Here is a 24,149-nt window from a genome sequence, read left to right as displayed (position 1 = left end):
GAATTGCGCAGCGTTACCGAGGTTTGCCGTTTAATTGGCCGTTCCGGTCAGCTTTTTCGCGGCAACCCCTGCTGCGTGGACTGTCGAAAGGAATCATCGAATGAATGGAGCGGATACGGCCTGGATCATCACCGCAACGGCGCTGGTCCTGTTCATGACTCTGCCGGGTCTGGCGCTCTTTTATGGCGGGCTCGTACGCGCCCGCAACGTGCTCAGCGTGTTCATGCACTGCTACGCCATCGCCTGCCTGATGAGCGTATTGTGGTTCGGGTTCGGCTACTCCATCGCCTTCGGCCCCGGCACGGGCGGCCTCTGGGGCGGGCTGTCCAAGGCCTTTCTCACGGGCGTCGATGCCGACAGCCTGTCCGGCACGCTGCCCGAGATCCTGTTCTTCGCGTTCCAGATGACCTTCGCGATCATCACGCCCGCGCTGATCGTCGGCGCCTATGTGGAGCGCGTCGGCTTCGGTTTCGTGCTGCTGTTCTCGGGGCTGTGGATGCTCGTCGTATATGCGCCGGTGGTGCACTGGATCTGGGGCGGCGGCATGCTGGCCGATGGCGGCATCTTCGGCGAAACCGGGGTGCGCGACTTCGCGGGCGGCATCGTGGTGCACGAGACCGCCGGTCTCGCGGCGCTGCTGCTGGCGCTGTTCCTCGGCCCGCGCCGTACCACCACCACGCCGCCGCACAACCCGGGCTATGTGATGATCGGCGCGGCGATGCTCTGGGTCGGCTGGTTCGGCTTCAACGGCGGCAGCCAGCTTGCCGCCGATGGCGGAGCGGCGATGGCGATCACCGTCACGCATCTATCGGCGGCCTCCGCCTCGCTCGCCTGGGCGCTGTGGGAAAAGGTCAAGTTCGGCAAGGCGTCGCTCGTGGGCCTCGTCACCGGCACCATCGCGGGGCTGGCCTCGATCACGCCGGCCTCGGGTTTCGTCGGCCCGGTCGAGGCGCTGGTTATCGGCGCCGTTGCCGGCGTGCTGTGTCAGGAGGCGGTGCACCTGTTCCGGGTGAAGCTCAGGGTCGACGATTCGCTCGACGTCTTTGCAGTGCACGGGGTGGGGGGGTATCTTCGGTACGATCATGATCGCGGTGTTCGGGGCGGGCACTTGGACGGCGCAGCTTGGCGGTCTCGCGGTGGTCGGGATCTGGACCGTGGTGGCGACCGTGGTGCTGATCAAGCTCGTAGGCCTCGTGACACCGCTGCGGGTGAGCCGCGACATCGAGACCGAGGGGCTCGACCTCGCGGTGCATGGAGAGCGGGCCTACGACGCCGCCTCTTGAGGCGGGCAGGGCTCAGGCTACATTTCGCGGCGCGGCTCCGACGGGGTCGCGCCGTTTCATTTTCAGGGGGCATCCATGAAAACCGCCAAGGACTATCTCGACGAAGCCAATGCGCAGGTCACGCGCATCCCCGCCGAAGAGGCGATCAAGAAGCATGGCGGTGACGCGCTCTTCGTCGATGTGCGCGACTCGGGCGCGATTGAGAAGACCGGCACCATCGAAGGCGCGCTGCGCGCTCCGCGCGGCTTCATCGAGTTCATGGCCGACGATGCGAGCCAGTATCACGATCCGAAATTCCGCAAGGACGCCGACATCCATCTCGTCTGCGGCGCGGGCGGGCAGGCGGCGCTCGCGGGCAAGACGCTTAAAGAGATGGGCTTCGAGAACGTCACCAATATCGGCGGCATCGGCGACTGGAAGGAAGCCGGCGGCCCGATGGAGGATTGATCCTCGCATAGACGTTACAGGCGAAGGGGCCACGCCGATGGCGCGGCCCCTTTGTCATGGGTGCCGGATGGCCGGGGCGGATGTCAGATGTTCATCGTGCCGACCGAGCCGCCATCGACGCGGTAGGCCGATCCCACGGTGAAGCTGGCCCGATCCGAGCACAGCAGCGCGATCACCGGGGCCACCTCCTCGACGCGGCCGCGGCGGCCCAGCGTCAGGAACGGGCGTTCTTCCTTCAGGAAGCTCTCGATCGCCTCATCCATGCTCACGCCCAGCTCCTTGGCGCGCTTTTCCATCATGCCGTCGGTCATCGGCGTCTCGATGAAGGCGGGCGATACGGTGTTGAACAGCACGCCCTTGGGCGCATAGGGCATCGACACGCATTTGGTGAAGTTCAGAAGCGCCGCCTTGGCAGCGTTGTAGACCGCCTCGTCGGCATAGGGCTGCACCGCGTTTTCCGAGGTCACGAAGACGACCCGGCCCCATCCCTTGCCGACCATCCCCGGCACCAGCGCGCGGCTGAGGCGCACGGCGGACATGAAGTCGATCTCCCACGCCTCCATCCAGTCGTCATCGGTCATCTCGAGCGGGTCGCCCTTGGCGCCGGTGACGCCGGCGGCATGCACGAGGATGTCGCAGCCGCCCAGTTCCGCGAGCCTGTCCTTGAGCCGGGCGATGTCGCCCGTGTCGGTCAGGTCGGCGGCCATGGTGCCCGCCGTGCCGCCGAGCTGCGCATCGGCCTTCTCGAGGGCGGCGGGGTCGAGGTCGGTCAGAAAGGGATGCGCGCCCTCCTGCTTGAGCAGCTTGGCCACTTCGATGCCCATGCCGCCCGAGCCGCCGGTGATGAGGGCGCGCTTGTCCTTGATGCCGAGATCCATGCAAATGCTCCGTCTGTACAGGATCGGACCGAATGTGGCCCTTTGGCGGCACAAGGGCCGAAATCGCGGCTTGTTCCCTGACGAGTTGTCGCGCCCCATGGAACTGGCGACCCCGCAGACCTGTTCGCGTGAGAGGGCAAAGAGGATCGACATGACGCAGGACACATCGCCGACGGCTGACGGCAAGGCCGTTTCAAGGCACCGCTGGGGCGCGACGCCCGACGGCAAAGGGCGCTGGCATTTCGGTCTCTGGGCGCCATCGGCCCAGAAGGTTGCGCTTTGGCTCGACGGGGCCGAGACCGCCATGCGGAAGGGTGAAGACGGCTTCTGGAGCGTCAGCGCCGAAGCCGAGGCAGGCCTCGATTATGCCTTTGTCGTCGATGGCGAGCGCCGGCCCGATCCGGCGGCTCGGCGACAGGCTGGCGACGTGCACGGCCCCTCGACCTTGGTGGACCCCGCCGCGCGCCGGTGGAAGAAGAACTGGGCCGGGCGGGTCTGGGACGAGGCCGTGATCTACGAGATGCATGTGGGCACCTTCACGCCCGAAGGCACCTTCAAGGCCGCGAGCGCCAAGATGCAGGAACTGGCCGATCTCGGCATCACCGCGATCGAGCTGATGCCCGTCGGCCAATGGCAGGGCGCGCGGGGCTGGGGCTATGACGGGGTGCTGCCTTATGCGCCGCACCCCGCCTATGGCACGCCAGAAGAGATGCAGGATCTTGTCGAGACGGCGCAGGCCGCCGGGATGATGGTGATCCTCGACGTGGTCTATAACCATTTCGGCCCTGATGGCGCCTATCTGCATGCCTATGCGCCCGAGTTCTTCGAGGAGGAGCGCCATACACCTTGGGGGGCCGCGATCGATTTCACCAAGCCCGCCGTGCGCGAGTTCTTCATCGAGAATGCCCTCTACTGGCTGCGCGACTACCGGCTTGACGGGCTCAGGCTCGACGCCGTGCATCAGATCATCGATCCTTCACCGCACCATGTTCTAGTCGAACTGGGCGAAAGGGTGCATGAGCTGCAGTTCGATCGCCCGCTGCACCTGATCACCGAGGACGAGCGCAACGAGCCCGAATTGCGTGACACCGGCTGCTACGTGGCGAGCTGGAACGACGACTACCACCACGCCGTGCACACGGCGCTCACCGGCGAAAGCGAGGGCTATTACGCCCCCTTCGCGCATGACCCGATCGGTGATCTGGTGCTGGCGCTGACGCGCGGCCATGTCGAGGAGGGCCAGCCGCGGCACGGCAAGGAAACGCGGCGCGGACGACCCGCCTCGCATCTGCCATGGACCAGCTTCGTCAACTCGAACCAGACGCATGATCAGGTCGGCAACCGCGCCTTGGGCGAACGGCTCGTGTCGCTCGCCGATCCCCGCGCCGCCGAAGTGGCGCATGCGATGCTGCTTACCTCGCCCTTCGTGCCGATGCTCTTCATGGGCGAGGAGGTCGGCGAGACCGCGCCCTTCCTGTTCTTTTGCGACCATGAGGGCGAGCTTGCGCGGCTCACGCGGGAAGGGCGGCAGCGGGAGTTCAAGGATTTCCTCAGCTTCGGCGAGGAGGTGCCCGATCCCAATGCCGAGGAGACCTTCGAGCGCTCGCGTCCCTTTCAGGGGCCACCCGAGCAGATGCAGCACTGGCGCGATCTCACACGGCACTTGCTTGAGCTGCGCGCCGAGCGCATCGTGCCTTTGATGACGTCGGGCCGTGCCGGACCCGCGCGCGTCGCCCGGACCGGTCCGCGCGCGATCTCGGCGCTGTGGCCCTTCAAGGACGGCTATGTGGTGGCGCGCATCAATCTTGGCTCTCCGCCGGACACGCCACCCACCACCGAACCGCACGACTTCGCCATCGGCGATCCCGCCGCCGATCCCTTCGCATTCGCCCTGATCGTGAGCCGCAATTGATGACCACCCAGAATCTTCCCCGTGCCACCTACCGGCTGCAATTGCGCGAAGGCATGGATTTCGACCGCGCTACCCGGCTCGTGCCCTATCTTGCCGGTCTCGGGACCAGCCATCTCTACCTGTCGCCGGTCTTCACCGCCGCGTCGGGCTCAACCCATGGCTACGACGTGACCAACGCCGCCGAGATCGATCCGACCTTGGGCGGGCGGACTGCGTTCGACGCTCTGGCGCAAGCGGCCAAGTCCGCTGGCCTCGGGATCATTCTCGATATCGTGCCGAACCACACGGCCTTTCACCTGGAAAACCCTTGGCTGCGCGACGTGCTGCGCCATGGTCAAGACAGCCGCTATGCCCGGCATTTTGACATCGACTGGGGCAAGGGGCGGTTGGTGCTGCCGTTTCTGGGCGAACCCTTCGAGGAGATGCTCGAAGTGGGGGCGTTCCGGCTTGAGGAGGGTGAGGACGGGCCACAGCTCGCCACCGAGCATTTTGCCATCCCGATGACCCAAGGCACGCTGCCCTCCGAGGAGATGCGCCGCGACCCTCAGGCGATCCGCGACGCGCATGCGGCCCAGCCCTGGCGGCTGACCCATTGGGAATACGAGCGTGACGGCGTCACGCATCGGCGCTTCTTCAACGTCACCGGCCTGATCGGCATGCGGGTCGAGGACGAGGCGGTGTTCGACGACATGCATGCGCTGCTGTTCGAGCTTCTGGAAAAGGATCTGGTGCAGGGCATCCGGCTCGATCATATCGACGGGCTTGCCGATCCGGCGGCCTATCTGCAGCGCCTGCGCGACCATGTCGGCGACACGCCGATCTGGATCGAGAAGATCCTGACCGGCGACGAAAGCGTGCCCGCCTCCTGGCCGATCGAGGGAACCACCGGCTACGAGGCGGCGCGCGCCATTTCGCGCATCCTCACCGATGCCGAAGGGCTGGCGCGGCTCGACGAAAGCTGGCGCCGCGAGACGGGGCGCGAGGGCAGCTTTCACGACGCGCTTCTCAAGGCCAAGAACGAGGTGATCCGTCAGGAGCTGGCGGCCGAAATGCACCAGCTCATCGACATGGCGCGCACCGCCGTCGGCCCCGAGGACGCGCTCGAGATCGGCGACGAAGCGCTGCGCGAAGCGGTGATCGCTCTGCTCGTCGCTTTCCCGCGCTATCGCACCTATTTCGCCGAAGGGCAGACGCCGTCCGAGGAGGAGCGCGCCCTGATGGAGGACGTCGCCGCCGAGGCGGGCGAAAACCTGCGTTCGGACGCCACGGTCAAGCGTATCACCGGCTTCATCATCGACCCCCAGACGCCCGAGGAGCGCGCGCTGCAGGTCCGCTTCCAGCAGGTCACCGGCGCGCTTCTGGCCAAGGCACATGAGGACACGGCGGGCTTCCGCTGGAACCGCTACATCGCCGCCAACGAGGTCGGAGCCGACCCCGATCATCCGACCATCGAGGTCGAGGAACTGTCGGGCTGGTTGCAGCGTCGCGCACCCAGCGAGATGACGCTCACCTCGACGCATGATACCAAACGCTCCGAGGACGCGCGGATGCGCCTCGTCGCGGTGAGCCATCTACCCGAGGCGTTCCTCGCGCTGTGGGAGCACAGCGAGAGCGTCGATGGCGCCAAGGAAATCGACCCGAACCTGCGCTGGTACATCCTGCAGACGCTTTTGGCGATGTGGGAGACAGGGCGCGGCGACATCGCAGAACGGCTGGGCCAGCATGTCGAGAAGGCGATGCGCGAGGCCAAGGAGGTTACCACCTGGACCCATCAGGACCCCGAAGCCGAGGCTGCCGCGCAGCGTTTCGCCAAGGCGCTGGCCAAAAGCTGGGATGGCGAGCTGCCAGCGGGGGCTGGTCAACTGATGGCGCGGGGCGAGGCGTTGTCATTGGCGCAGACGGCGCTGAAGCTGCTGATGCCGGGCATTCCCGATATCTATCAGGGCACCGAGGTGGGTGCGTTCCAGCTCACCGATCCGGACAACCGCATGGCGGTGGATTTCCGCGCCATCGCGGATCTGGCGATACGCGGCGCGCCCGATTGCTTCGCCCACGATGTGCCGGTGGACGACATCCCCGGTCCCGCCTCCACCGGCGGACCCGAGCCCGAGCCGGCACCGGGGCTCGACAGCTTCGCGGGCCGAAAGGCCCGGCTGATCTGCGCCGGTCTGTCGCTGCGCCGCCTGCGGCCGGAGTTCTTCGAGACCGCCGAGGTCAGGCTTGAGGCTCCGACGCCGGACCGGCTGGTGCTGACCCGCGAGGGGTCCGAGGGCCGGCTCGAACTGAGCATCGATCGGCAGGGCCATGCGATCGGAGCCGCGCCGGGGCCGCAGCGCATCTGGCCGCAGCTCGAGGTCGATCTCGACGCCCCGGTCTGCCTCGAATGGCACCCGAAACAGGAATGAGGCATCGGTGAAGGGGGGGAGGAACCCCCTTCGCCCCTTCGGCGTTGCCGCAGCAGCCTCCAGTTCGTGCGGGGGCATTCACGCGTGCCCGCATCCCCAGTTTTCCATCTCCGGCATGGTTCCCCGTGCCGGTCATCCGCGCCGCTTTGCCGAGCGCCGCTACGGAGTTCAGAGATCCCGATGGCCAAGGATATCCAACCGAATCTGCCGACTTTCGACCTTGCCGCCTCGCGCTCGGACGCGCTGGGCGCCAATTACGATGGGTATGGCACCAATTTCGCACTCTGGTCCGACAACGCGACCGCCGTGCAACTCTGCCTGTTCGACGACGAGGGCCAAGAGCAGATCGCCTGCCTCGACATGCCGCGCATGGAAGGCGGGATCTGGCACGGCTATCTGCCCGATGTCGGACCGGGCCAGGTCTATGGCTACCGCGTGCATGGCCCTTGGGCCCCCGAGGAGGGCCATCGCTTCAACCCCAACAAGCTGCTGCTCGACCCTTATGCGCGCGAACTCAAGGGCGAGGTGATCTGGGATCCCGCCGTCTTCGGCTATACCCAGCCGGGCGACGATCTGGAGGGTCCCGATCCGCGTGACAGCGCGCCCTTCGTGCCCAAGGCGTGGTGGTCGATACCGATTTCGACTGGGAGGCGGATTCGGCGCTGCGCCGCCGCTGGCAGAACGGCCTGATCTACGAGACCCACGTCAAGGGCGCGACGATGCTGCATCCCGACGTGCCCGAAGAGGATCGCGGCACCTTCGAAGGGCTCGCCTCGGACGCCTTCATCGACCACCTGACCCGGATCGGCGCCAGCGCGGTGGAGCTTCTGCCGATCCACGCCTTCGCCAATGACGGCCACCTCGCCGAAAAGGGCCTGTCGAACTACTGGGGCTACAACACCCTGTCGTTCTTCGCGCCGCACAAGCCGTTCCTCAAGTCGGGCTCCTACCGCGAGGTGAAGCAGGCGGTGAAGAAGTTCCACGCCGCCGGTCTCGAGGTGATCCTCGACGTGGTCTACAACCACACCTGCGAAGGCAACGAGATGGGGCCGACCCTGTCGTTCCGCGGCATCGACAACGCGTCCTATTACCTGCTCTCGCCCGAGAACAAGCGCCATAGCTTCGATACCACCGGCACCGGCAACACCCTCAACGTGGAGCACCCGATGGTGCTGCGCATGGTGCTCGACAGCTTGCGCTACTGGGTGCAGGTGATGCATGTCGACGGCTTCCGCTTCGACCTCGCCTCGACGCTGGGCCGCGAGGCGATGGGCTTCGAGCGCGAGGGGTCGTTCTTCGCGGCCATCCGTCAGGACCCGGTGCTCTCGACCGTGAAGCTGATCGCCGAGCCTTGGGACATCGGTGACGGCGGCTATCAGGTCGGCGGCTTCCCCTGGCCGTTCCGCGAGTGGAACGACAAGGCGCGCGACGACACCCGCGCCTTCTGGCGTCGCGACAAGGGCCTCGTGCCCGCGATGGCTGAGCGGCTGACCGGCTCGCCGGTGCAGTTCAACCACTCGCATCGCCCCGCGACCTCCTCGATCAACTTCCTCGCCGCGCATGACGGCTTCACCCTGTGGGACACGGTGTCCTACAACGAGAAGCACAACGAGGCGAATGGCGAGGACGGCAAGGACGGCCATTCCAACAACCTGTCGGACAACATGGGTGTCGAGGGACCGACCGACGACGAGACCGTGAACGAAAGCCGCGTGCGGCGGGTCAAGGCGATGCTGGCCACGCTGCTGATGAGCCAGGGCGTGCCGATGATCCTTGCCGGTGACGATTTCGGCCAGACCCAAGGCGGCAACAACAACGCCTATTGTCAGGACAACGAGATCGCTTGGCTCGATTGGAAGAACGGCCGCGAGGAGATCACCCGCGCGGTCGCCGATCTCATGGCCTTCCGTAAGGCCGAGGGCGGTCTGGCGCGGCTGCGTTTCGCCAAGGCGCCCGAGGACGCGCCCGATGGCGGTCCGACCGTCACGTGGCGCCACCCCGAGGGGCGCTCGATGGAGCCGGGCGATTGGGAAAACCCCGATCTGAGCTGTTTCGGCATGCGTCTTGTGCCGCACAGCGAAGGTCGCGAGGTGATGGTGGTGCTGAACTCGGGCGACAATTGCGAGTTCAAGCTGCCCAAGGGCGGCTGGCGCCGGGCGATCGACACCACGCTCGATCCGGTGAGCTGCGACACGCCCGAGCAGGGCATGGTCGGCGTCGGCTGGCAATCGGTGGTGGTTTGGGTTCCGGATCACGAAGCCGAAGTTCGGGCCGATGACGAAGGCGGGACCGACGCGGCCAAGCCGGGCGTCGACAAGGCGGCGGACACCTCTAAAACCGCCTGAGCTTACAAAGCTACTGAAAGGCGACAAGGCCGGCCCGGATCACCGGGCCGGCCTTTCTCGTGCTGCCGGGTCTCTCGTGGGATCAGCCCATGGCCTCTTCCGAGGTCGAGGGGTGCACCCCGAGCGCCCGCTGCATGCTGCCGCGATCGGGGCAATGCTGCAGCATCTGCGCCGCCCATGCGATGGCTTCATGCGCGCCTTCGGCCACCAGCGATACCGAGGTCACAGCGGCGTCCGAGCCGCCGAGGCCCCAGTAATCCTGCGGCGCGTCCGCGCGTAGCGCCGCCGAAAGCGGCGACAGCGTCGCCTCGTCGAAGATCGCTTTGGGAGAGGGCTGCCCGACCTCGCTCACCGGCGGCAGCACGAAGGCGGTCGTGGCGACATGGCGCAACTCCACCGGGTCGCGATGTGTGCCGAAGAGCTGCCGTGCCAGCGTTTCGCCGTCGCTTGACGCCACGGGCGTCAGCGGCAACCGGTCGGCGCAGTCTCCCACCGCGTGCAGGCCCGGCAAGGATGTCTCGAACCGCGCGTCGATCTTCACCACGCCCTTGTCGGTCAGCGCCACGCGGTCCTTGAGTGCGCCCAACACGCCGAGATTGGGGGCGCGCCCGGTGGCGGCGACGACCTTGTCGACCTTGAGCACCGTCTCGGCGTCGAGCACCAGTTCCAGCCCGTCCCCGGCCTGCCGCACCGCCTCGGGCGTGCAGCTCGTGACAAGGCGGATGCCCTGCGCCTCCATGTTGCGCTGTCCCACCAGCGCGGCGTTCTCCGAGAACTCGGTCAGCACGCGGTCGGTGTCCGTCACCAGCGTCACACGCACGCCCAATGCCGCGTGGATCGCCGCCATCTCGCAGCCGATATAGCCGCCGCCGATGATCGCGATGGAGCGGGGCAAGGTGGTCCAGTTGAGCACCTCGTCGCTGTCGCAGGCAAGCGCCGCGCCTTCCATGTCGGGCTTGATAGGATGGCCACCGGTGGCCAGCACGATGCGCGGCGCGTGCAGCCGCTGGCCCGAGATCGTCACCTCGCCCGGCGCGGTCAGCCCGGCCGTATCCTCGATCAGGTGAACGCCCGCATCCTTGAGCGTCTCGCGGTAGCTTTGCCGGATGCTCTCCAGCTTGTCGCCGCGCGCGGCGCAGAGCCGCGTCATGTCGACCTGCGGCGCGGGGCCCAAGATGCCTGCGCGCGTCAGCCCGCTTCCGCGATGCAGAGCATCGGCCACGGTCCAGAGCATCTTCTTGGGAACGCAGCCCCGGTTGACGCAGGTGCCGCCCAGTTCGGCGCGCTCGATGAGGGCGATCTTGCGCCCCAGCCCCGCCGCCTGCCGCGCGAAGGACAACCCGGCCGAGCCTCCGCCGATGACGATGGCGTCATACTCTGTGTCCATTGGGCTCTCCTGTATCTGGCTTCAGGAGGCAACCGGGGCCATGGGGCCGAAGTTCCCCCCTTGTCCCGTGTGGCGGATCCCTGCCTTCGCAACCGTACAGGGCCGGAACTGTCGCGGATGCGGGCCCGTTTCCCTCCGAACCCAGCTCGAACAGGGAGATCCCCATGACCGAACCCAAGGACATGCCCGCTCAATCCCAGGACCACATGCCAGGCAACGAGCACGAGATGCACCCCGCCCCCGACTACACGCCGCGCCATCCGGGCGTCGGCAAGCTCGAAGGCAAGGTCGCGCTCGTCACCGGCGGCGACAGCGGCATCGGCCGCGCCGTTTCGGTGCTGTTCGCGCGCGAGGGCGCCAAGCTCGCCATCGCCTATCTCGAAGAGGACCGCGACGCCGAGGACACGAAGCGGTTGGTCGAGGAGGAGGGCTCCGAAGCGCTGCTCATTCGCGGCGATCTCGGTGAGAAGGTGCACTGCGAAGCGGCGGTGGCCAAGACGGTCGAACAATACGGCAAGCTCGACGTGCTGATCATCAATGCGGCGCAGCAATGGCTCGACGACGGGCTCGAGGACATCTCCGAAGAGCGGCTGCGCCGCACCATCGACAGCAACATCATGCATCCGATGTTCATCACCCAAGCTGCACTGCCGCATCTCAAGGAGGGCGACGCGGTGGTCTACACGACCTCCGTGAACGCCTTCAAGGGCAACGCCGGTCTCGTCACCTACTCGACGACGCGCGGCGCGACGCTGGCACTGTCGCGCTCCATGTCATCGGCACTGGCCGAAAAGGGCATCCGCGTCAATGCCGTGGCGCCGGGCCCGGTCTGGACGCCGTTCATTCCCGGCTCGATGCCGCCCGACATGGTCGAGGGCTTCGGAAAGAACACGCCCTTGGGTCGTCCCGGCCAGCCTTGGGAGGTGGCGACCGCCTACCTGTTCCTCGCCTCGTCCGACGGCAATTATTTCACCGGGCAGACGCTGCACCCCAACGGCGGCAAGATCGTCGGCGCCTGAGGTGCTAAAACCTCGCGAGACAGGGGTGCCCTTGGGTGCCCCTGTTTCGCTTTGAAAGTGCGTCAGGACGGGCGTACCGAACGGGAAACCTAGAACTCCACCTCGACGCCCGGCAAGTCGAGCGCCCGCATCAGGTCGCGCAGCTCCTGACGCGCGGCGACGTTGGAAATGTTGAGCTGGCTCACACCGACATCGCGCAGGTCGAGAAGCGTCAGACCGCGCGGAAACAGCTCGCGGAAAATCACCCGCTCGTTGAAGCCCGGCGCCGAGCGAAAGCCGATCCGCTCGGAAAGCCGCGACAGCGCGCTTTCCATCCGCTGCTTGTTGACCATCTGCTGCGCCCCGAGCCGGTTCCTGAGCACCACCCAGTCGATCGGATCGAGCCCGGCCTGAGCGCGCAGCTGCCGCGCGCTCCAGACCATCTCGGAATAAACCGAAGGCCCGAGGATCGTCTCGCCGTCATTGTCGATCTTGGCCAACAGGTCGAAATCGATGAAGCTGTCGTTGAGCGGGGTGACCAGCGTGTCGGCCAGCGAATGCGCCACCTGGCTGAGACGGGTGTGGCTGCCGGGGCAGTCGATCAGGATGAAGTCGCTGTCATCCTCGAGCTGCGCCACGGCCGCCGAAAGCCGGTGATCGGAGATGTTCTCGCCCGGTTGCAGCGCACTGGCGTCGATCTCGGGCAACTCGACATGGGCGGGCGACGGCAGGGTCAGCCCCGCGCGCTCGCAATAGCGCTTGCGGTTCTCGACATAGCGGCCGAGCGACTTTTGCCGCAGGTCGAGGTCGAGCGTGCCGATCTTGTGGCCCATCCGCGCGAGAGCGGTCGCGACATGCATGGCGACGGTCGATTTGCCCGCGCCGCCCTTTTCGTTGCCCACGACGATGATATGCGCCACGTATCCGTCCCCTCCGGCCCCAAGGGGCCGTTTCCGCACTGCTTTCGGGGTAGGGGATGGCGGTTGCGCGTGCAAGTCCCGCGCGCCTTGTACGGTGCAGCCCATTGACTTGTGCGGCTTTCGGGTCCATCTGCCGTTCAAGACCGAAAGCGCATGGCCCGCGTGAGCAGCCGCGCCGCCCCCGCAGGATTTGCGCTGGCGCCCGCACCGCTTCGGATCTCAGGTTCCCATTTCACGCAAGGGGCCGCGTCCTGTCGGCGCGTGGGCATTCGGCCCCGTGTGAGTGCAAGGGCGCAACCCGACCGTCGACCCGCCTCCGCGCGGGTCTGCGCCCATGCCGCGGTGCGTCTTGCGCCGCTTACAAGGATGCACATGGATTTCGACATGCTGGGGCTCGCGCCCCGTCTCGTGGCCGCCCTCGCCGAGCAGGGCATCACCGACCCGACCCCGATCCAGACCCAGGCAATTCCGCACGCCATGAACGGCCGCGACGTGATGGGCCTCGCCCAGACCGGCACCGGCAAGACCGCCGCCTTCGGCCTGCCGATGATCGACCGGCTGATGAAGTCGCCCGGCAAGCACGCGCCGAAATCGGCCCGCGCCCTCGTGCTCGCGCCGACGCGTGAGCTGGCCAAGCAGATCGCCGACAACCTGACCGCCTATACCCAAGGCAGCCACCTCAAGACCGTGCTGGTCGTGGGCGGCGCCGGGATCAACGGCCAGATCAAGCGTATGGAAGGCGGCTGCTCGCTGCTCGTTGCCACGCCGGGCCGTCTGATCGACCTTCTGGACCGCCGCGCCGTGAACCTGAGCCAGACCGAGTTCCTCGTGCTCGACGAGGCCGATCAAATGCTCGACATGGGCTTCATTCACGCGCTGCGCCGGATTGCTCCCCTGCTGCCCAAGGAACGGCAGACCATGCTGTTCTCGGCCACCATGCCCAAGCAGATGGAAGAGCTGGCCTCGGCCTATCTCACCGACGCGGTGCGTGTGCAGGTGAACCCGCCGGGCAAGGCCGCCGACAAGATCGACCAGTCGATCCACTTCGTCGCCAAGGCTGCCAAGACCGAGGTGCTGGTCGAGCTGCTCGATCAGCATCGCGACGAGCTGGCGCTGGTCTTCGGCCGCACCAAGCACGGCATGGAGAAGCTCTCCAAGCAGCTTGCCGCCGCGGGCTTTGCGGCGTCGGCCATTCACGGCAACAAGAGCCAAGGCCAGCGCGAGCGGGCGATCAAGGATTTCCGCGAAGGCAAGATCCGGGTGCTCGTCGCCACCGATGTCGCCGCGCGGGGCATCGACATCCCAGGCGTGCGCCACGTCTACAACTACGAGCTGCCGAACGTGGCCGAGAACTATGTCCACCGGATCGGCCGGACGGCCCGCGCAGGCGCCGATGGCCGCGCCGTGGCGCTTTGCGCGCCCGATGAGATGGGCGAACTCAAGGACATCGAAAAGGCCATGAAGGCCGCGATCCCGGTGGCCTCCGGCACCCGCTGGGACCCGGTCGCGCCCGAGAAGAAGGGCGGTCGTCGCGGTGGCAATGGTGGTGGCGGTCGTCGTTTCGGCGGCGGGGCGCCCAAGCCGGAGGGCGCCTCGAAGCCGGGTGGCGCGAACCGCCGTCGCCGGCCTGCCCGCAAGGCCGCCTGAGAAACGAAAACGCCGCCCCTCGGGGCGGCGTTTTTCATTCGGGCCGGATGTCTTGCGACTTCGGGGCCGATCAGAGGTCGAGGTCGACCCGCTGCTCCGCCGCTTCGGTCGCGCCGAGCAGGCGGCTCCGCAGGGCCACGCACTGGGCCGCGGTAACGATATCGAAGCCACCGCTTGCAGCACGCGCGCGGTGCTTCTCGGCCAGCGCGCCACCAGGACGCGCGGCTTGGGCCGCGCCGAAGGAGGCCGCGATGCCAGACCATGGGGCGGTGCGGGTCAGCTCGTCCCACTGCGCCACCAGCGCCGGGCCACGCCCTTTGGCCAGCGCCTTCGAGACGAGCTGGGTATTGGGGGCGAGGGCCCAGACCTCGCGCGGGGCTTCGGCGCGGCGCGGCGCGGCCTCATGGATCGTATCGGAGGCCTCGCGCATCGGGCGGGGCCGGGCAGCGGCCTTGTGCATGCCATAGGCGCTGCGCCCGAATGCGGCCTTTTCGTGGCGGCCCTGCGTTTCCACGGGCGGCACGCGGCCGAGAATGCGCATCATTTCGTGATGATCGATCAGATAGGCTTTGTCGCCGAAGGCCCGGGCGCCGGAATGTTGCATCGAAAAAGCCTCCGAAATGACATATTTGCCATGGTGTAACAGGGCTCAACGCGTTGCGACACAATTAGATGCCTATTGTTGCCCGAAAAACGCCATATTCCCTCATGGCTTCTCGATTGTCGTGTCAGATGCCGCTTTTTCGCGCTCTCATGTCCGGATCGGCGGCCTTGGATCGCCTCATTCGTGCCGCAAACGCAAAGCGCCGCCCCGAGGGGCGGCGCTTTTTTCGAATCGCGGTGGTCGGGCTATCAGAAGCCGAGACCGGCGTACTTGTTCTTGAACTTCGACACGCGGCCGCCGGCGTCCATGAGACGCGAGGTGCCGCCGGTCCAAGCCGGGTGCACCGAGGGGTCGATGTCGAGCGACAGCTGGTCGCCTTCCTTGCCCCAGGTCGACTTCATCTGGACGACGGTGCCGTCGGTCATCTTGACGTCGATGACGTGGTAGTCAGGATGGATATCCGCTTTCATGTCGGCGCTCCTCAGGCCTTGGCCGCGGCCGTGTCGGCCTTGGGCTTGTAGTTGCTGACTTCGGCGATACGGGCCGACTTGCCGCGACGCGAACGCAGATAGTAGAGCTTCGCGCGGCGCACGCGGCCACGACGCACCACCTCGATCGAATCGATGTTGGTCGCATAGAGCGGGAAGACGCGCTCGACGCCCTCGCCGAACGAGATCTTGCGCACGGTGAACGAGCCGGCGATGCCCTTGCCGTTCTTGCGGCTGATGCAGACGCCTTCGTACATCTGCACGCGGGTGCGGGTACCCTCGGTCACCTTGTAGCCGACGCGGATGGTGTCACCGGCCTTGAAGTCGGGGATGGTCTTCCCCAGCGAAGCGATCTGCTCCGCTTCGAGCTGTGCGATCAGGTCCATGCCTGTCACTCCTTGCTTGCTCGCGGTTTTCTCCGCGAAGTTGCTCGCAACCTCAGAGCTCTCGGTCTTCGTCCGGGTCCATATCGCGCTCTGCGCAATACGCCCGCCAGAGATCAGGTCGCCGTTCCTTGGTCAGCCTTTCGGCCATGGACCTGCGCCAGTCGGTGATTTTCGCGTGATGGCCCGAGAGAAGAATCTCGGGAATCGCACGACCCTTCCAGAGCGCGGGCTTGGTGTATTGCGGGTGTTCGAGGAGACCGTGGGAGAAGGATTCCTCCTCCGTGGACGCCTGATTCCCCAGCACGCGGGGTATAAGGCGGACCGTGGCGTCGATCAAGGCCTGAGCCGCGATCTCGCCGCCCGTCAAGACGAAATCGCCCAAGCTCACCTCGAGGATGCCGTGCTCCTCGATCACCCGCTCGTCCACGCCTTCGAAGCGTCCGCACAAAAGGATGACGCCGTCGGCCTGGCTCAGTTCGCGCGCCAGCGCCTGATCGAAGCGGCGACCGCGCGGGGAAAGATAGATCACCGGCGTAATCCCCTTGGCGCGGGATTTTGCATGTTCGATGGCGCGGCCGACGATGTCGGGGCGCAGCACCATGCCCGCGCCGCCGCCCGCCGGGGTGTCGTCGACATTGCGGTGCTTGCCCTCGCCGTAAGGGCGCAGGTCGATCGGCTGGAGCTGCCACAGCCCGTCCTTCAGTGCCTTGCCGGTCAGGCTTTCGCCTAGCACGCCGGGGAAGGCCTGCGGGAACAGGGTGATGACCTGCGCGGTCCATGCCCCGGCAAGATCGGGGCTGTCGGTCATCAGCTCGCGCGGCTGGGCCGAGACGCGGGCGCTTAGGCGGCCTGCGGCGCGGGAGGGCGGGGGATCACTGGGGGTGTCGCTCATGGCGTGGGCCATAGCGGATCGCGGGCCGCCGGGGAAGGTCCGGCGGCCCGGTGAGGTCTCGTCAGGCGGCGAGGCCGATGATGCCGAAGAGTACGAGGAGGAACAGCACCAGTGCGATGATGGCGAGCCACTTGGCCCCGGTCAGCGCGGCGCCGGAGATCCGGCCCATGCCGAGAAGACCGGCGACGGCGGCGATGGCGAGGAGGATGAGAATCCATTCGATCATGTCAGAGCCTTTCGGTCTGCGTCCGGAAGAACTCCGGCGCTTCGAGGGCCCAACACGAACGAAAAGGCCGGGTTCCAGACACTTCAGCTCGCGAACAGCCCCTCTGGCGGATCGGCCACGATGCGGCCCGAAGCGAGGTCGACCGTGGGCACGGCGGCCAGTGTGAAGGGCAGGAGCACCGTGTCGTTGCCTTGCGTCGGCAGGACCTCAAGGAGATCGCCCGCGCCGTGATTGAGCACCGCCCGCACCGTGCCCAAGAGGGCCCCGCCGGTGTCGTGCACCGACAATCCGATCAGGTCGGCGTGGTAGTATTCGTCGTCGGGCAGGGTGGGCAGGCGGTTACGCGGCGCGTAGAGATCGACCCCCTTGAGCGCATCGGCCTCTTCCTTGGTGGTGATGCCGTCGATACGCGCGGTATAGGCCCCCGACCCCTGACCGGTGATCACGATCTGCCGGAACTCGCGGCCTTCGGTGGTCACCAGCGGCACGTAGTCGGCGATGGTCTCGGGGTCGGCGCAAAAGCTCTTGAGCCGCACCTCGCCGCGCACGCCGAACGCGCCCGCCAGTCGCCCCACGCAGATCATGTCGCTCATGTCGTGTCCTCCAAGCCTGTTCTTGCGCGTTGGAATAACAGCCCGGCCCCGAAGGCAAGGCTCAGCGCGTCTCTATGGGAAGGTGGCCGCGCCGAACCTCCCAGCCTTCGGCCTCGAGTTCGGGCATGCGGTCGAGCGTCTGCGCATACCCCACGCACAGATATCCCACCAATGACCAGCCGGATGGCACGGCGAGGTCGCGCGCCAGCCGCGCGGGATCGAGGATCGAGACCCAGCCGGTGCCGAGCCCTTCGGCCCGCGCGGTGAGCCAGAACTGGGTGATCGCCGCGACGGCCGAATAGCGCCGCATCTCGGGCATGCTGGCGGCGCCGAGGCCATGGCCCTTGGGCGTCGCGTCGTCGCACCAGACGGCAAGCTGCACCGGGGCGTCGCGCATGCCCGAAAGCTTGAGCCGCGCGTAGAGCGTGGCGCGCGAGCGCGACTGGTCGGCCAGCGCCGCGGCGTTCGCGGCCTCGAAATTGGCGAGAGCCGTGGCGCGGGCTGCCGGGCTTTCGACCCGGATAACGCGCCACGGCTCGGACAGCCCCACCGAGGGGGCGGTCAGAAACGAATCGAGGCAGCGCGTCAGCGCTGCCTCGTCCACCGGCTCGGTGCGAAAGCGGCGCACGTCGCGCCGCCGATCCATCAGCCGAGCCAGCTCGGCCCGGAACTCCGGTGCAAAGGCGCCGGGCCGTTCCGGGCCGGGCTCCATCACTCGGCGGCAGCGTCGTCGGCCGGAGCGGCTTCGCGCGCGGCCTTTTTCTCGGCGCGGTCTTTCGCAGCCTTGCCCGGCTCACCCTTCTTGGGGTTGGAGCGGGTTTTCTTCTCGGTCACGCCGGCGGCTTCGAGCATGCGCGCGACGCGATCGGTCGGCTGGGCACCCTTCGAGAGCCAGTCCTTGATGCGCTCGACATCCATTTTCACGCGCTCTTCGCTGTCCTTGGCGAGGAGCGGGTTGTAGGTGCCGAGCTTCTCGAGGAAGCGGCCGTCGCGCGGCATGCGGCTGTCGGTGGCGACGATCGAATAATGGGGGCGCTTCTTGGAGCCGCCGCGGGCGAGCCGGATCTTCATGGCCATGGGGAAATCTCCTTGGGTATGGCTGATGACGGAAAAACCGTCAGGATTGGTGGCGTTCGTGGTGCTTGATGACTTCCTGGATGATGAAGGCCAGGAATTTCTTGGCGAATTCGGGGTCGAGATCGGCCTCGTTCGCAAGATCGGTGAGACGGGCGATCTGCGATTCCTCGCGGATCGGGTCGGCGGGGGCAGGTCGTGCTCGGCCTTGAGCCGGCCCACGGCCTGGGTGTGCTTGAACCGCTCGCCCAGCGTGTAGACGAGGATCGCGTCGAGCCGGTCGATGCTCTCGCGGTGTCCCTTGAGAAGCTGTGCTGCGCGGCTGGCAGTGTCGGTCATGGGCGCTCTCCCGTCAGGTCGTGGCGCCAGATCTCCACAGGCTTGCCCTCGGGATCGGCGCGAAACTCGGTGCCGGTGTTCTGTGCGCCGAGACGGCGGGCGACCGACTGGCTCGCCGCATTCGCAGGGTCGATCATCGAGGCCAGCTCGGTCATACCGAGCCGGTCGCGCGCGAAGTTGAGCACGGCGCGGCCCGCCTCGGTCGCATAGCCGCAGCCCTCGGCCCCCTCGTAGAGGTGGTAGGCCAGCTCGGGCATTGGCCAGGGCTCGGGGCCCCAAAGGCCCACGAGGCCGACCGGCGTGCCGGTATCGCGTTCGATGGCGGCCCACATGCCGAAGCCGAGGATCTGCCAATGACCCAGATGCAGCGCGATCACGCGCCATGCCTTGTGGCGCGGGGCCGGTCCGCCGACGAAGCTCGACCGCTCGGAGGCGAAAAACGCGCGCTCGGCCGGCAGATGTGCCAGCGAGGGCGGCACGAGGTGCAGCCGGTCGGTGGTCAGCGACGGAATCATTTTTTGCGACCCAGCCCCGAGAGGCCCGGAGGCAGACCCATGCCACCGCCCATGCCGGGCAGCTTGCCCATGCCCGGCGGCAGCTGCTTGCCAAGCATCTTGGCAGCCTTTTCCATCGCGGCGGGGTCGTTGACGTCGGGCATTTCGCCGCCCTTGCCGAACATGCCCTTCATGGCCTGTTTCAGCATGCCGCCCTTGCCCATCTTCTTCATCATGTCGGCCATCTGCTTTTGCTGCTTGAGCAGCTTGTTCAGCTCCGACACTTCCAGCCCCGCGCCCTTGGCGATGCGCTTCTTGCGGCTGGCCTGAAGCAGGTCAGGGTTGGCCCGTTCCTTCTTGGTCATGGAGTTGATCAGCGCGATCTGCCGCTTGAGCATGGTGTCGTCGAAGCCCGCCGACTGCGCTTGCTTGGCCATCTTGCCCATGCCGGGCAGCATGCCCATCAGGCTTTCCATGCCGCCCATCTTGAGCATCTGCTCGAGCTGCATCTTGAGGTCGTTCATGTTGAAGCGGCCCTTCTGGAACCGCTTCATCATCCGCTCGGCCTGCTCGGCCTCGATGGTGGCCTGTGCCTTCTCGACGAGGGCGACGATGTCGCCCATGCCGAGGATCCGGCCCGCGATCCGCTCGGCCTCGAAGGTCTCGATCGCGTCCATCTTCTCGCCGAGGCCGACGAAGCGGATCGGCTTGCCGGTGACCTTGCGCATCGACAGCGCGGCACCGCCGCGCCCGTCGCCGTCCATCCGGGTCAGCACCACGCCCGAGACGCCGATCTTGTCATCGAATTCGGTCGCGACGTTTACCGCGTCCTGGCCGGTGAGGCCGTCGACCACCAAGAGCGTCTCGCGCGGGTTGACCGCGTCGCGCACCGCCGCCGCCTGCGCGATCAGCTCCTGATCGATGTGCAGACGCCCAGCAGTGTCGAGCATGTAGACGTCGTAGCCGCCAAGCGAGGCCTGCGTCTTGGCGCGCTTGGCGATGGCAACGGGGTCCTCGCCTTTGACGATGGGCAGGGTGTCGACGCCGATCTGACGGCCGAGGATCTCAAGCTGCTCCATCGCGGCGGGGCGGTTCACGTCGAGCGAGGCCATCAGGACCCGCTTGCCGTCGCGCTCGGTCAAGCGCTTGGCGAGCTTGGCGGTGGTGGTGGTCTTGCCCGAGCCCTGCAGGCCGACCATCAGGATCGGCGCCGGGGCGTTGTCGATCTTGAGCTTGCCCGGATCGCTGTCGCCGGTCAGGACCGAGACCAGCTCGTCATGCACGATCTTCACGACCTGCTGGCCCGGCGTGATCGACTTGGTGACGGACTGGCCCGTCGCCTTGTCCTGCACGGCAGCCACGAAGTCGCGGGCGACGGCAAGAGAAACGTCCGCCTCGAGCAGCGCCACGCGGACTTCGCGTAGCGCGGTCTTCACGTCCTCGTCGGACAGCGCGCCCTGTTTGGTGAGCCTGTCGAAGACGCCGGAGAGGCGGTCTGAGAGCGATTCGAACATGGCGGTCCTTTCCGACCGTTGCGTCAGTCCCCTTGGCCCCATGCGGTTGCGCGCCCGTGGGCGCAACGCGCTGACGGACGGCGATCCCCGATATGGGCCGGGGACCGGAAAGCGAGAGCTTCCGGGTTTGGGGGTCGCAATTACGGCGGATCGACGCGCCGGTCAAGAGGTGCGAGCCGCTTGGACCCGGCGGCGATGCGTCCTAGAAGGGAGCCCCATCCCCGAGGAGAGCCGCATGGACAACTGGGACGAAATCCGCACCGCCTATCACGTGGCCCGAATGGGCACGGTGTCGGGGGCCGCCGACGTGCTCGGCGTGCATCATGCGACGGTGATCCGCCATGTCGACGCGCTCGAGGCGCGCTTGGGGGTGAAGCTGTTCCAGCGCCACCCGCGCGGCTACACCTCGACCGAGGCCGGGCGCGACCTGTTGCAGGTGGCGCAGGCCACCGACGATCAGTTCTCGCAACTCGTCAACCGGCTCAAGGGGCAGGGCGGGGGCGTCGAGGGCGAGCTGGCGGTGACGGCGCTCGACACCATGGCGGACCTGCTGACGCCGCTGCTCATCGACTTTCAGGCCACCCATCCGGAGGTGATGGTGCGGCTGCTGACCGGCACGCGTCTGTTTCGTCTTGAATACGGTGAGGCACATGTGGCGATCCGGGCGGGAAACATCCCCGAACAGCCCGACAACGTCGTCCGCCCGCTCTGCAGCATGAGCTTCGCGCTGGTGGGGGCGCGGTCCTATATCGAGCGGCACGGTCTTCCCCAAGGAATCGGCGACCTGCCGGCGCACCGCTTCGTGGCTGCGGACGATCTCGAAAGCCGCGCACCCTTCTATCGCTGGCTGCGCGACACCGTCGGCATCGGTCGGATTTGCTTCCGGGCTTACGGCGAACGTAACCAGCGCGATGCGGTGCTGGCCGGTGCCGGTCTGGGCTTCGTGCCCCTCTACGAGGCCAACACGAATGATGACCTGACCATCGTGCATGGCCCTCTGGAGGAGTGGAGCGTGCCGGTCTGGGTGGTGACGCATGTCGACCTGCACCGCACCCCCAAGGTGCAGGCCTTTCTCAAGGTCCTGAAGGAACGCGCGAAAAGCTGGTGCTAGGGCAAGGAACGAATTCGTGAGGGCAGCGTTGGCTCGTCAGATTCAACCAAGTCATCCTCAAGGGGCAGTCATGCGCAACATCATCTACATCATCGGTCTCGTCGTCGTCGTCATCGCGGTTCTGTCGCTGATCGGCCTCGTCTGATCCTAACCGTCCGCCGCGGCGGGGCCTTCGGGGTTCGCTGTGGTGGACGGCCCGAGCTCCCGCTCCAGAAAACGTTCGAAGGCGTCGAGATCGATGCCCTCCATCTGCCCGAAGCCCTGCATCCAGACGGAGGCCTCGCGCAGACCATCCGGCTCCAGCTGACACCAGGTGACGCGCCCGCGCCGGTCACGAGAGATCAGCCCCGCCTCGGCAAGAACCCCCAGATGCTTGGAAATCGCCGCGAGAGACATCTCGAACGGCTCGGCCACATCAGTCACCGCCATGTCGTCCTCGAGCAGCAGCGCGAGAATTGCGCGCCGGGTCGGGTCGGCAAGGGCGGAGAATACCAGGTCGAGGGATGCGGCCATGCGGCACCCTGACGGTGCCCCGGGCGAAACGTCAACCGCGCGGTTGAATGTCGAGTCTTCCACGCCTGCGGGTCCAGACGGCCGCGTTGCTTTCCATGCTTTCCAAAAAATGTAACCTTATCAGTGCGTAAGACGCGGCATTCCTCGCCGGTCGCACATGCTTGACCAATTCTCCCCCACGCTATAGCACCCACTCGACCGATGAGGGGGCCGACCCGGAGTGTCCGACAGCCACGACGAAGACGATCACGACGCGCGGTTGCGCGCATTGGAAGAGCGTCTCGCCAAGCTGAAGGGCAAGCCCGAAGAGGCCCCTCATCAGGAGAGCCATTACAGCCAGGCGCAGGTCGCGTGGCGCATGGTGATCGAGCTTGTGGCCGGTCTCGGGATCGGCTTCGGGATCGGGTTCGGTTTGGATACCCTTTTCGGGACCATGCCGATCTTCCTGATCCCGTTCATATTTCTGGGCCTCGCGGCGGGCGTGAAGACGATGCTGCGCACGGCCAAGGAGCTGCAGGTAAAACAGCAGGCCGATCAGGCCGGCGACGACGAGGGCTGAGAGAATGGCGACAGAGACGGTTGCGTTGGTCGAAGGTGAAGAGCCGGGCGGGCTGGTGTTCCACCCGTTCGACCAGTTCGAGATCAAGCCGCTCTTCGGCGAGATCGGCGATCCCGTATCGTGGTACACCATCACCAACGCGACCTTCTGGATGGCGCTGGCGGCCCTGTCGGTCATCCTGCTTCTGGTGGTCGGCACCCGTGGCCGCGCCGTGATCCCGTCCCGGGTCCAGTCGGCTGCCGAACTGATCTACGGCTTCGTCTACAAGATGGTCGAAGACGTCACCGGCAAGGAAGGTCTCAAGTACTTCCCTTGGATCATGACGCTGTTCCTGTTCATCCTGTTCTCGAACTATCTGGGCCTGCTGCCGCTGGCTTTCACGCCGACCTCGCACATCGCCGTCACCGCCGTTCTGGCATTGGGCGTGTTCATCGCGGTTACGGTGATCGGCTTCGTGAAGAACGGCATGGCGTTCCTTGGCTTGTTCTGGATGAAGGAAGCACCGCTGTTCCTGCGTCCGGTCATCGCGATCATCGAGGTGATCTCGTACTTCGTGCGCCCCGTCAGCCATTCCATCCGTCTCGCCGGCAACCTCGTCGCCGGTCACGCGATGATCAAGGTGTTCGCGGGCTTTGCCGCCATCGCCGCCATCTCGCCGCTCTCGATCGTGGCAATCACCGCGATCTACGGGCTCGAAGTGCTCGTGGCCGGCATTCAGGCCTATGTGTTCACCATCCTCACCTGCATCTACCTCAAGGACGCGCTGCACCCGTCGCACTGAGACGGGGCGCGGCCCTCGGGGTCGGTTCACCCTTCACCAAACACGCAATTCCAAATCAGGAGATACCCCCATGGAAGGCGATATCGCACAATTCGGTCAGTTCATCGGCGCCGGCCTCGCAGCCATCGGCTCGGGCCTCTCGGCCATCGGTGTGGGCTCGGTCGCGGCGAACTACCTGTCGGGCGCGCTGCGCAACCCGTCGGCTGCCGCTTCGCAGACCGCCACGCTGTTCATCGGCCTGGCCTTCGCCGAAGCGCTCGGGATCTTCTCGTTCCTCGTCGCCCTGCTGCTGATGTTCGCGGTCTGATCCAGATCTCGATCTCCTGACCGGCGGCGCGGGCTTCCCCGCGCCG

Annotated in this window: 24 protein-coding genes and 3 pseudogenes; 12 read left to right on the top strand and 15 right to left on the bottom strand. The window is 66.6% G+C overall.

Annotated elements, in window-relative coordinates; all coding sequences use genetic code 11:
• Positions 1-100 precede the first annotated feature (100 nt).
• Positions 101-1,283: pseudogene (locus MBELCI_RS05665) on the top strand (ammonium transporter).
• A gap of 75 nt (positions 1,284-1,358) precedes the next feature.
• Positions 1,359-1,730 carry a rhodanese-like domain-containing protein gene (locus MBELCI_RS05660; protein ID WP_045319764.1) on the top strand — a complete coding sequence of 124 codons (372 nt, stop codon included), beginning with the start codon at positions 1,359-1,361 and terminating at the stop codon, positions 1,728-1,730.
• Between the two features lie 83 nt (positions 1,731-1,813).
• Here the strand turns inward: MBELCI_RS05660 and MBELCI_RS05655 are convergent, their stop codons facing one another.
• Positions 1,814-2,608 carry an SDR family NAD(P)-dependent oxidoreductase gene (locus MBELCI_RS05655; RefSeq protein WP_021693199.1) on the bottom strand — a complete coding sequence of 265 codons (795 nt, stop codon included), beginning with the start codon at positions 2,606-2,608 and terminating at the stop codon, positions 1,814-1,816.
• A gap of 151 nt (positions 2,609-2,759) precedes the next feature.
• Here MBELCI_RS05655 and treZ point away from each other — a divergent pair, with 151 nt between their 5' ends.
• The 3 genes and pseudogenes from treZ to glgX all read left to right on the top strand — a co-directional run bounded on the left by treZ (position 2,760) and on the right by glgX (position 9,270).
• Positions 2,760-4,520: a malto-oligosyltrehalose trehalohydrolase gene (gene treZ, locus MBELCI_RS05650; RefSeq protein ID WP_021693198.1), complete on the top strand. Its 1,761-nt coding sequence runs from the start codon at positions 2,760-2,762 to the stop codon at positions 4,518-4,520.
• Complete coding sequence (treY, locus tag MBELCI_RS05645; protein ID WP_021693197.1) at positions 4,520-6,925, top strand: malto-oligosyltrehalose synthase; 2,406 nt, start codon at positions 4,520-4,522, stop codon at positions 6,923-6,925. Before treZ ends, treY begins: the two co-directional genes overlap by 1 nt.
• 180 nt (positions 6,926-7,105) lie before the next feature.
• Positions 7,106-9,270, top strand: a pseudogene (gene glgX / locus MBELCI_RS05640) (glycogen debranching protein GlgX).
• An 82-nt stretch (positions 9,271-9,352) separates the two neighbouring features.
• On the opposite strand, the gene MBELCI_RS05635 reads toward glgX, so the two are convergent.
• On the bottom strand, positions 9,353-10,657 hold the full coding sequence (locus tag MBELCI_RS05635) for a dihydrolipoyl dehydrogenase family protein (RefSeq protein WP_021693194.1): 1,305 nt from the start codon (positions 10,655-10,657) through the stop codon (positions 9,353-9,355).
• Positions 10,658-10,821: 164 nt separating this feature from the next.
• Here MBELCI_RS05635 and MBELCI_RS05630 point away from each other — a divergent pair, with 164 nt between their 5' ends.
• Complete coding sequence (locus MBELCI_RS05630; protein WP_021693193.1) at positions 10,822-11,676, top strand: SDR family oxidoreductase; 855 nt, start codon at positions 10,822-10,824, stop codon at positions 11,674-11,676.
• An 89-nt stretch (positions 11,677-11,765) separates the two neighbouring features.
• On the opposite strand, the gene MBELCI_RS05625 is transcribed toward MBELCI_RS05630, so the two are convergent.
• Positions 11,766-12,575, bottom strand: a complete 810-nt coding sequence (locus MBELCI_RS05625; RefSeq protein ID WP_021693192.1) for a division plane positioning ATPase MipZ — start codon at positions 12,573-12,575, stop codon at positions 11,766-11,768.
• Positions 12,576-12,947: 372 nt separating this feature from the next.
• On the opposite strand from MBELCI_RS05625, the gene MBELCI_RS05620 reads away from it, so the two are divergent.
• Positions 12,948-14,222 (top strand): DEAD/DEAH box helicase, encoded by a 1,275-nt coding sequence (locus MBELCI_RS05620; protein WP_021693190.1) that lies wholly within the window; start codon positions 12,948-12,950, stop codon positions 14,220-14,222.
• A gap of 70 nt (positions 14,223-14,292) precedes the next feature.
• On the opposite strand, the gene MBELCI_RS05615 is transcribed toward MBELCI_RS05620, so the two are convergent.
• The 11 genes and pseudogenes from MBELCI_RS05615 to ffh form a co-directional block, all read right to left on the bottom strand.
• A complete protein-coding gene (locus tag MBELCI_RS05615) occupies positions 14,293-14,826 on the bottom strand; it encodes a hypothetical protein (protein WP_021693189.1) in 534 nt (177 codons plus the stop codon).
• A 248-nt stretch (positions 14,827-15,074) separates the two neighbouring features.
• Positions 15,075-15,296: a 50S ribosomal protein L31 gene (gene rpmE, locus MBELCI_RS05605; RefSeq protein ID WP_021693188.1), complete on the bottom strand. Its 222-nt coding sequence runs from the start codon at positions 15,294-15,296 to the stop codon at positions 15,075-15,077.
• An 11-nt stretch (positions 15,297-15,307) separates the two neighbouring features.
• Complete coding sequence (gene rplS / locus MBELCI_RS05600; protein WP_021693187.1) at positions 15,308-15,700, bottom strand: 50S ribosomal protein L19; 393 nt, start codon at positions 15,698-15,700, stop codon at positions 15,308-15,310.
• Positions 15,701-15,752: 52 nt separating this feature from the next.
• Positions 15,753-16,592: a tRNA (guanosine(37)-N1)-methyltransferase TrmD gene (gene trmD / locus MBELCI_RS05595; protein ID WP_021693186.1), complete on the bottom strand. Its 840-nt coding sequence runs from the start codon at positions 16,590-16,592 to the stop codon at positions 15,753-15,755.
• A 61-nt stretch (positions 16,593-16,653) separates the two neighbouring features.
• Complete coding sequence (locus tag MBELCI_RS19795; protein WP_017929173.1) at positions 16,654-16,818, bottom strand: DUF1328 family protein; 165 nt, start codon at positions 16,816-16,818, stop codon at positions 16,654-16,656.
• Between the two features lie 83 nt (positions 16,819-16,901).
• Positions 16,902-17,411 (bottom strand): ribosome maturation factor RimM, encoded by a 510-nt coding sequence (rimM, locus tag MBELCI_RS05585; protein WP_021693185.1) that lies wholly within the window; start codon positions 17,409-17,411, stop codon positions 16,902-16,904.
• A gap of 61 nt (positions 17,412-17,472) precedes the next feature.
• Positions 17,473-18,123, bottom strand: coding sequence for a 5,6-dimethylbenzimidazole synthase (gene bluB, locus MBELCI_RS05580; protein ID WP_045319761.1), 651 nt, complete (start codon positions 18,121-18,123; stop codon positions 17,473-17,475).
• Positions 18,123-18,488 carry a 30S ribosomal protein S16 gene (gene rpsP, locus MBELCI_RS05575; protein ID WP_045319760.1) on the bottom strand — a complete coding sequence of 122 codons (366 nt, stop codon included), beginning with the start codon at positions 18,486-18,488 and terminating at the stop codon, positions 18,123-18,125. The genes bluB and rpsP overlap by 1 nt, the downstream gene beginning before the upstream one ends.
• Positions 18,489-18,528: 40 nt before the next feature.
• Positions 18,529-18,824, bottom strand: a pseudogene (locus MBELCI_RS19790) (chorismate mutase).
• On the bottom strand, positions 18,821-19,339 hold the full coding sequence (locus MBELCI_RS05565; RefSeq protein WP_021693182.1) for a GNAT family N-acetyltransferase: 519 nt from the start codon (positions 19,337-19,339) through the stop codon (positions 18,821-18,823). The pseudogene MBELCI_RS19790 and the gene MBELCI_RS05565 overlap by 4 nt, the downstream one beginning before the upstream one ends.
• Positions 19,336-20,832 (bottom strand): signal recognition particle protein, encoded by a 1,497-nt coding sequence (gene ffh / locus MBELCI_RS05560; protein WP_021693181.1) that lies wholly within the window; start codon positions 20,830-20,832, stop codon positions 19,336-19,338. The genes MBELCI_RS05565 and ffh overlap by 4 nt, the downstream gene beginning before the upstream one ends.
• Positions 20,833-21,067: 235 nt before the next feature.
• Between ffh and MBELCI_RS05555 the strand changes: the two genes are divergently transcribed.
• Together MBELCI_RS05555 and MBELCI_RS22250 are read left to right on the top strand one after the other, a co-directional pair.
• Positions 21,068-21,943 (top strand): LysR family transcriptional regulator, encoded by an 876-nt coding sequence (locus MBELCI_RS05555; RefSeq protein ID WP_021693180.1) that lies wholly within the window; start codon positions 21,068-21,070, stop codon positions 21,941-21,943.
• A gap of 16 nt (positions 21,944-21,959) precedes the next feature.
• The gene (locus tag MBELCI_RS22250) at positions 21,960-22,088 is read left to right on the top strand and encodes a hypothetical protein (protein ID WP_021693179.1); all 129 of its coding nucleotides are present in this window, start codon (positions 21,960-21,962) and stop codon (positions 22,086-22,088) included.
• 2 nt (positions 22,089-22,090) lie between these two features.
• On the opposite strand, the gene MBELCI_RS05550 is transcribed toward MBELCI_RS22250, so the two are convergent.
• The gene (locus tag MBELCI_RS05550) at positions 22,091-22,456 is read right to left on the bottom strand and encodes an ArsR/SmtB family transcription factor (RefSeq protein WP_021693178.1); all 366 of its coding nucleotides are present in this window, start codon (positions 22,454-22,456) and stop codon (positions 22,091-22,093) included.
• Between the two features lie 220 nt (positions 22,457-22,676).
• On the opposite strand from MBELCI_RS05550, the gene MBELCI_RS05545 reads away from it, so the two are divergent.
• The 3 genes from MBELCI_RS05545 to MBELCI_RS05535 all read left to right on the top strand — a co-directional run bounded on the left by MBELCI_RS05545 (position 22,677) and on the right by MBELCI_RS05535 (position 24,103).
• Entirely contained in the window at positions 22,677-23,015 is a 339-nt protein-coding gene (locus tag MBELCI_RS05545) for an AtpZ/AtpI family protein (protein WP_021693177.1), read from the top strand.
• A 4-nt stretch (positions 23,016-23,019) separates the two neighbouring features.
• A complete protein-coding gene (locus MBELCI_RS05540; protein ID WP_021693176.1) occupies positions 23,020-23,796 on the top strand; it encodes a F0F1 ATP synthase subunit A in 777 nt (258 codons plus the stop codon).
• A 70-nt stretch (positions 23,797-23,866) separates the two neighbouring features.
• On the top strand, positions 23,867-24,103 hold the full coding sequence (locus tag MBELCI_RS05535; RefSeq protein WP_021693175.1) for a F0F1 ATP synthase subunit C: 237 nt from the start codon (positions 23,867-23,869) through the stop codon (positions 24,101-24,103).
• Positions 24,104-24,149 lie beyond the last annotated feature (46 nt).

This window comes from Limimaricola cinnabarinus LL-001 (assembly GCF_000466965.1).
GTDB lineage: Bacteria > Pseudomonadota > Alphaproteobacteria > Rhodobacterales > Rhodobacteraceae > Limimaricola > Limimaricola cinnabarinus.
The sequence above is the reverse complement of the archived record's forward strand: the minus strand, read 5'-3'. Positions and strand labels throughout refer to the sequence as shown.

Excerpts from the sequence above, each read along its gene's own strand:
- MBELCI_RS05660 (WP_045319764.1), top strand. The coding sequence starts at position 1,359 with ATGAAAACCGCCAAGGACTATCTCGACGAAGCCAATGCGCAGGTCACG.
- MBELCI_RS05655 (WP_021693199.1), bottom strand. The coding sequence starts at position 2,608 with ATGGATCTCGGCATCAAGGACAAGCGCGCCCTCATCACCGGCGGCTCG.
- treZ (WP_021693198.1), top strand. The coding sequence starts at position 2,760 with ATGACGCAGGACACATCGCCGACGGCTGACGGCAAGGCCGTTTCAAGG.
- treY (WP_021693197.1), top strand. The coding sequence starts at position 4,520 with ATGACCACCCAGAATCTTCCCCGTGCCACCTACCGGCTGCAATTGCGC.
- MBELCI_RS05635 (WP_021693194.1), bottom strand. The coding sequence starts at position 10,657 with ATGGACACAGAGTATGACGCCATCGTCATCGGCGGAGGCTCGGCCGGG.
- MBELCI_RS05630 (WP_021693193.1), top strand. The coding sequence starts at position 10,822 with ATGACCGAACCCAAGGACATGCCCGCTCAATCCCAGGACCACATGCCA.
- MBELCI_RS05620 (WP_021693190.1), top strand. The coding sequence starts at position 12,948 with ATGGATTTCGACATGCTGGGGCTCGCGCCCCGTCTCGTGGCCGCCCTC.
- MBELCI_RS05615 (WP_021693189.1), bottom strand. The coding sequence starts at position 14,826 with ATGCAACATTCCGGCGCCCGGGCCTTCGGCGACAAAGCCTATCTGATC.
- rpmE (WP_021693188.1), bottom strand. The coding sequence starts at position 15,296 with ATGAAAGCGGATATCCATCCTGACTACCACGTCATCGACGTCAAGATG.
- rplS (WP_021693187.1), bottom strand. The coding sequence starts at position 15,700 with ATGGACCTGATCGCACAGCTCGAAGCGGAGCAGATCGCTTCGCTGGGG.
- trmD (WP_021693186.1), bottom strand. The coding sequence starts at position 16,592 with ATGAGCGACACCCCCAGTGATCCCCCGCCCTCCCGCGCCGCAGGCCGC.
- MBELCI_RS19795 (WP_017929173.1), bottom strand. The coding sequence starts at position 16,818 with ATGATCGAATGGATTCTCATCCTCCTCGCCATCGCCGCCGTCGCCGGT.
- rimM (WP_021693185.1), bottom strand. The coding sequence starts at position 17,411 with ATGAGCGACATGATCTGCGTGGGGCGACTGGCGGGCGCGTTCGGCGTG.
- bluB (WP_045319761.1), bottom strand. The coding sequence starts at position 18,123 with ATGGAGCCCGGCCCGGAACGGCCCGGCGCCTTTGCACCGGAGTTCCGG.
- rpsP (WP_045319760.1), bottom strand. The coding sequence starts at position 18,488 with ATGGCCATGAAGATCCGGCTCGCCCGCGGCGGCTCCAAGAAGCGCCCC.
- MBELCI_RS05565 (WP_021693182.1), bottom strand. The coding sequence starts at position 19,339 with ATGATTCCGTCGCTGACCACCGACCGGCTGCACCTCGTGCCGCCCTCG.
- ffh (WP_021693181.1), bottom strand. The coding sequence starts at position 20,832 with ATGTTCGAATCGCTCTCAGACCGCCTCTCCGGCGTCTTCGACAGGCTC.
- MBELCI_RS05555 (WP_021693180.1), top strand. The coding sequence starts at position 21,068 with ATGGACAACTGGGACGAAATCCGCACCGCCTATCACGTGGCCCGAATG.
- MBELCI_RS05550 (WP_021693178.1), bottom strand. The coding sequence starts at position 22,456 with ATGGCCGCATCCCTCGACCTGGTATTCTCCGCCCTTGCCGACCCGACC.
- MBELCI_RS05540 (WP_021693176.1), top strand. The coding sequence starts at position 23,020 with ATGGCGACAGAGACGGTTGCGTTGGTCGAAGGTGAAGAGCCGGGCGGG.
- MBELCI_RS05535 (WP_021693175.1), top strand. The coding sequence starts at position 23,867 with ATGGAAGGCGATATCGCACAATTCGGTCAGTTCATCGGCGCCGGCCTC.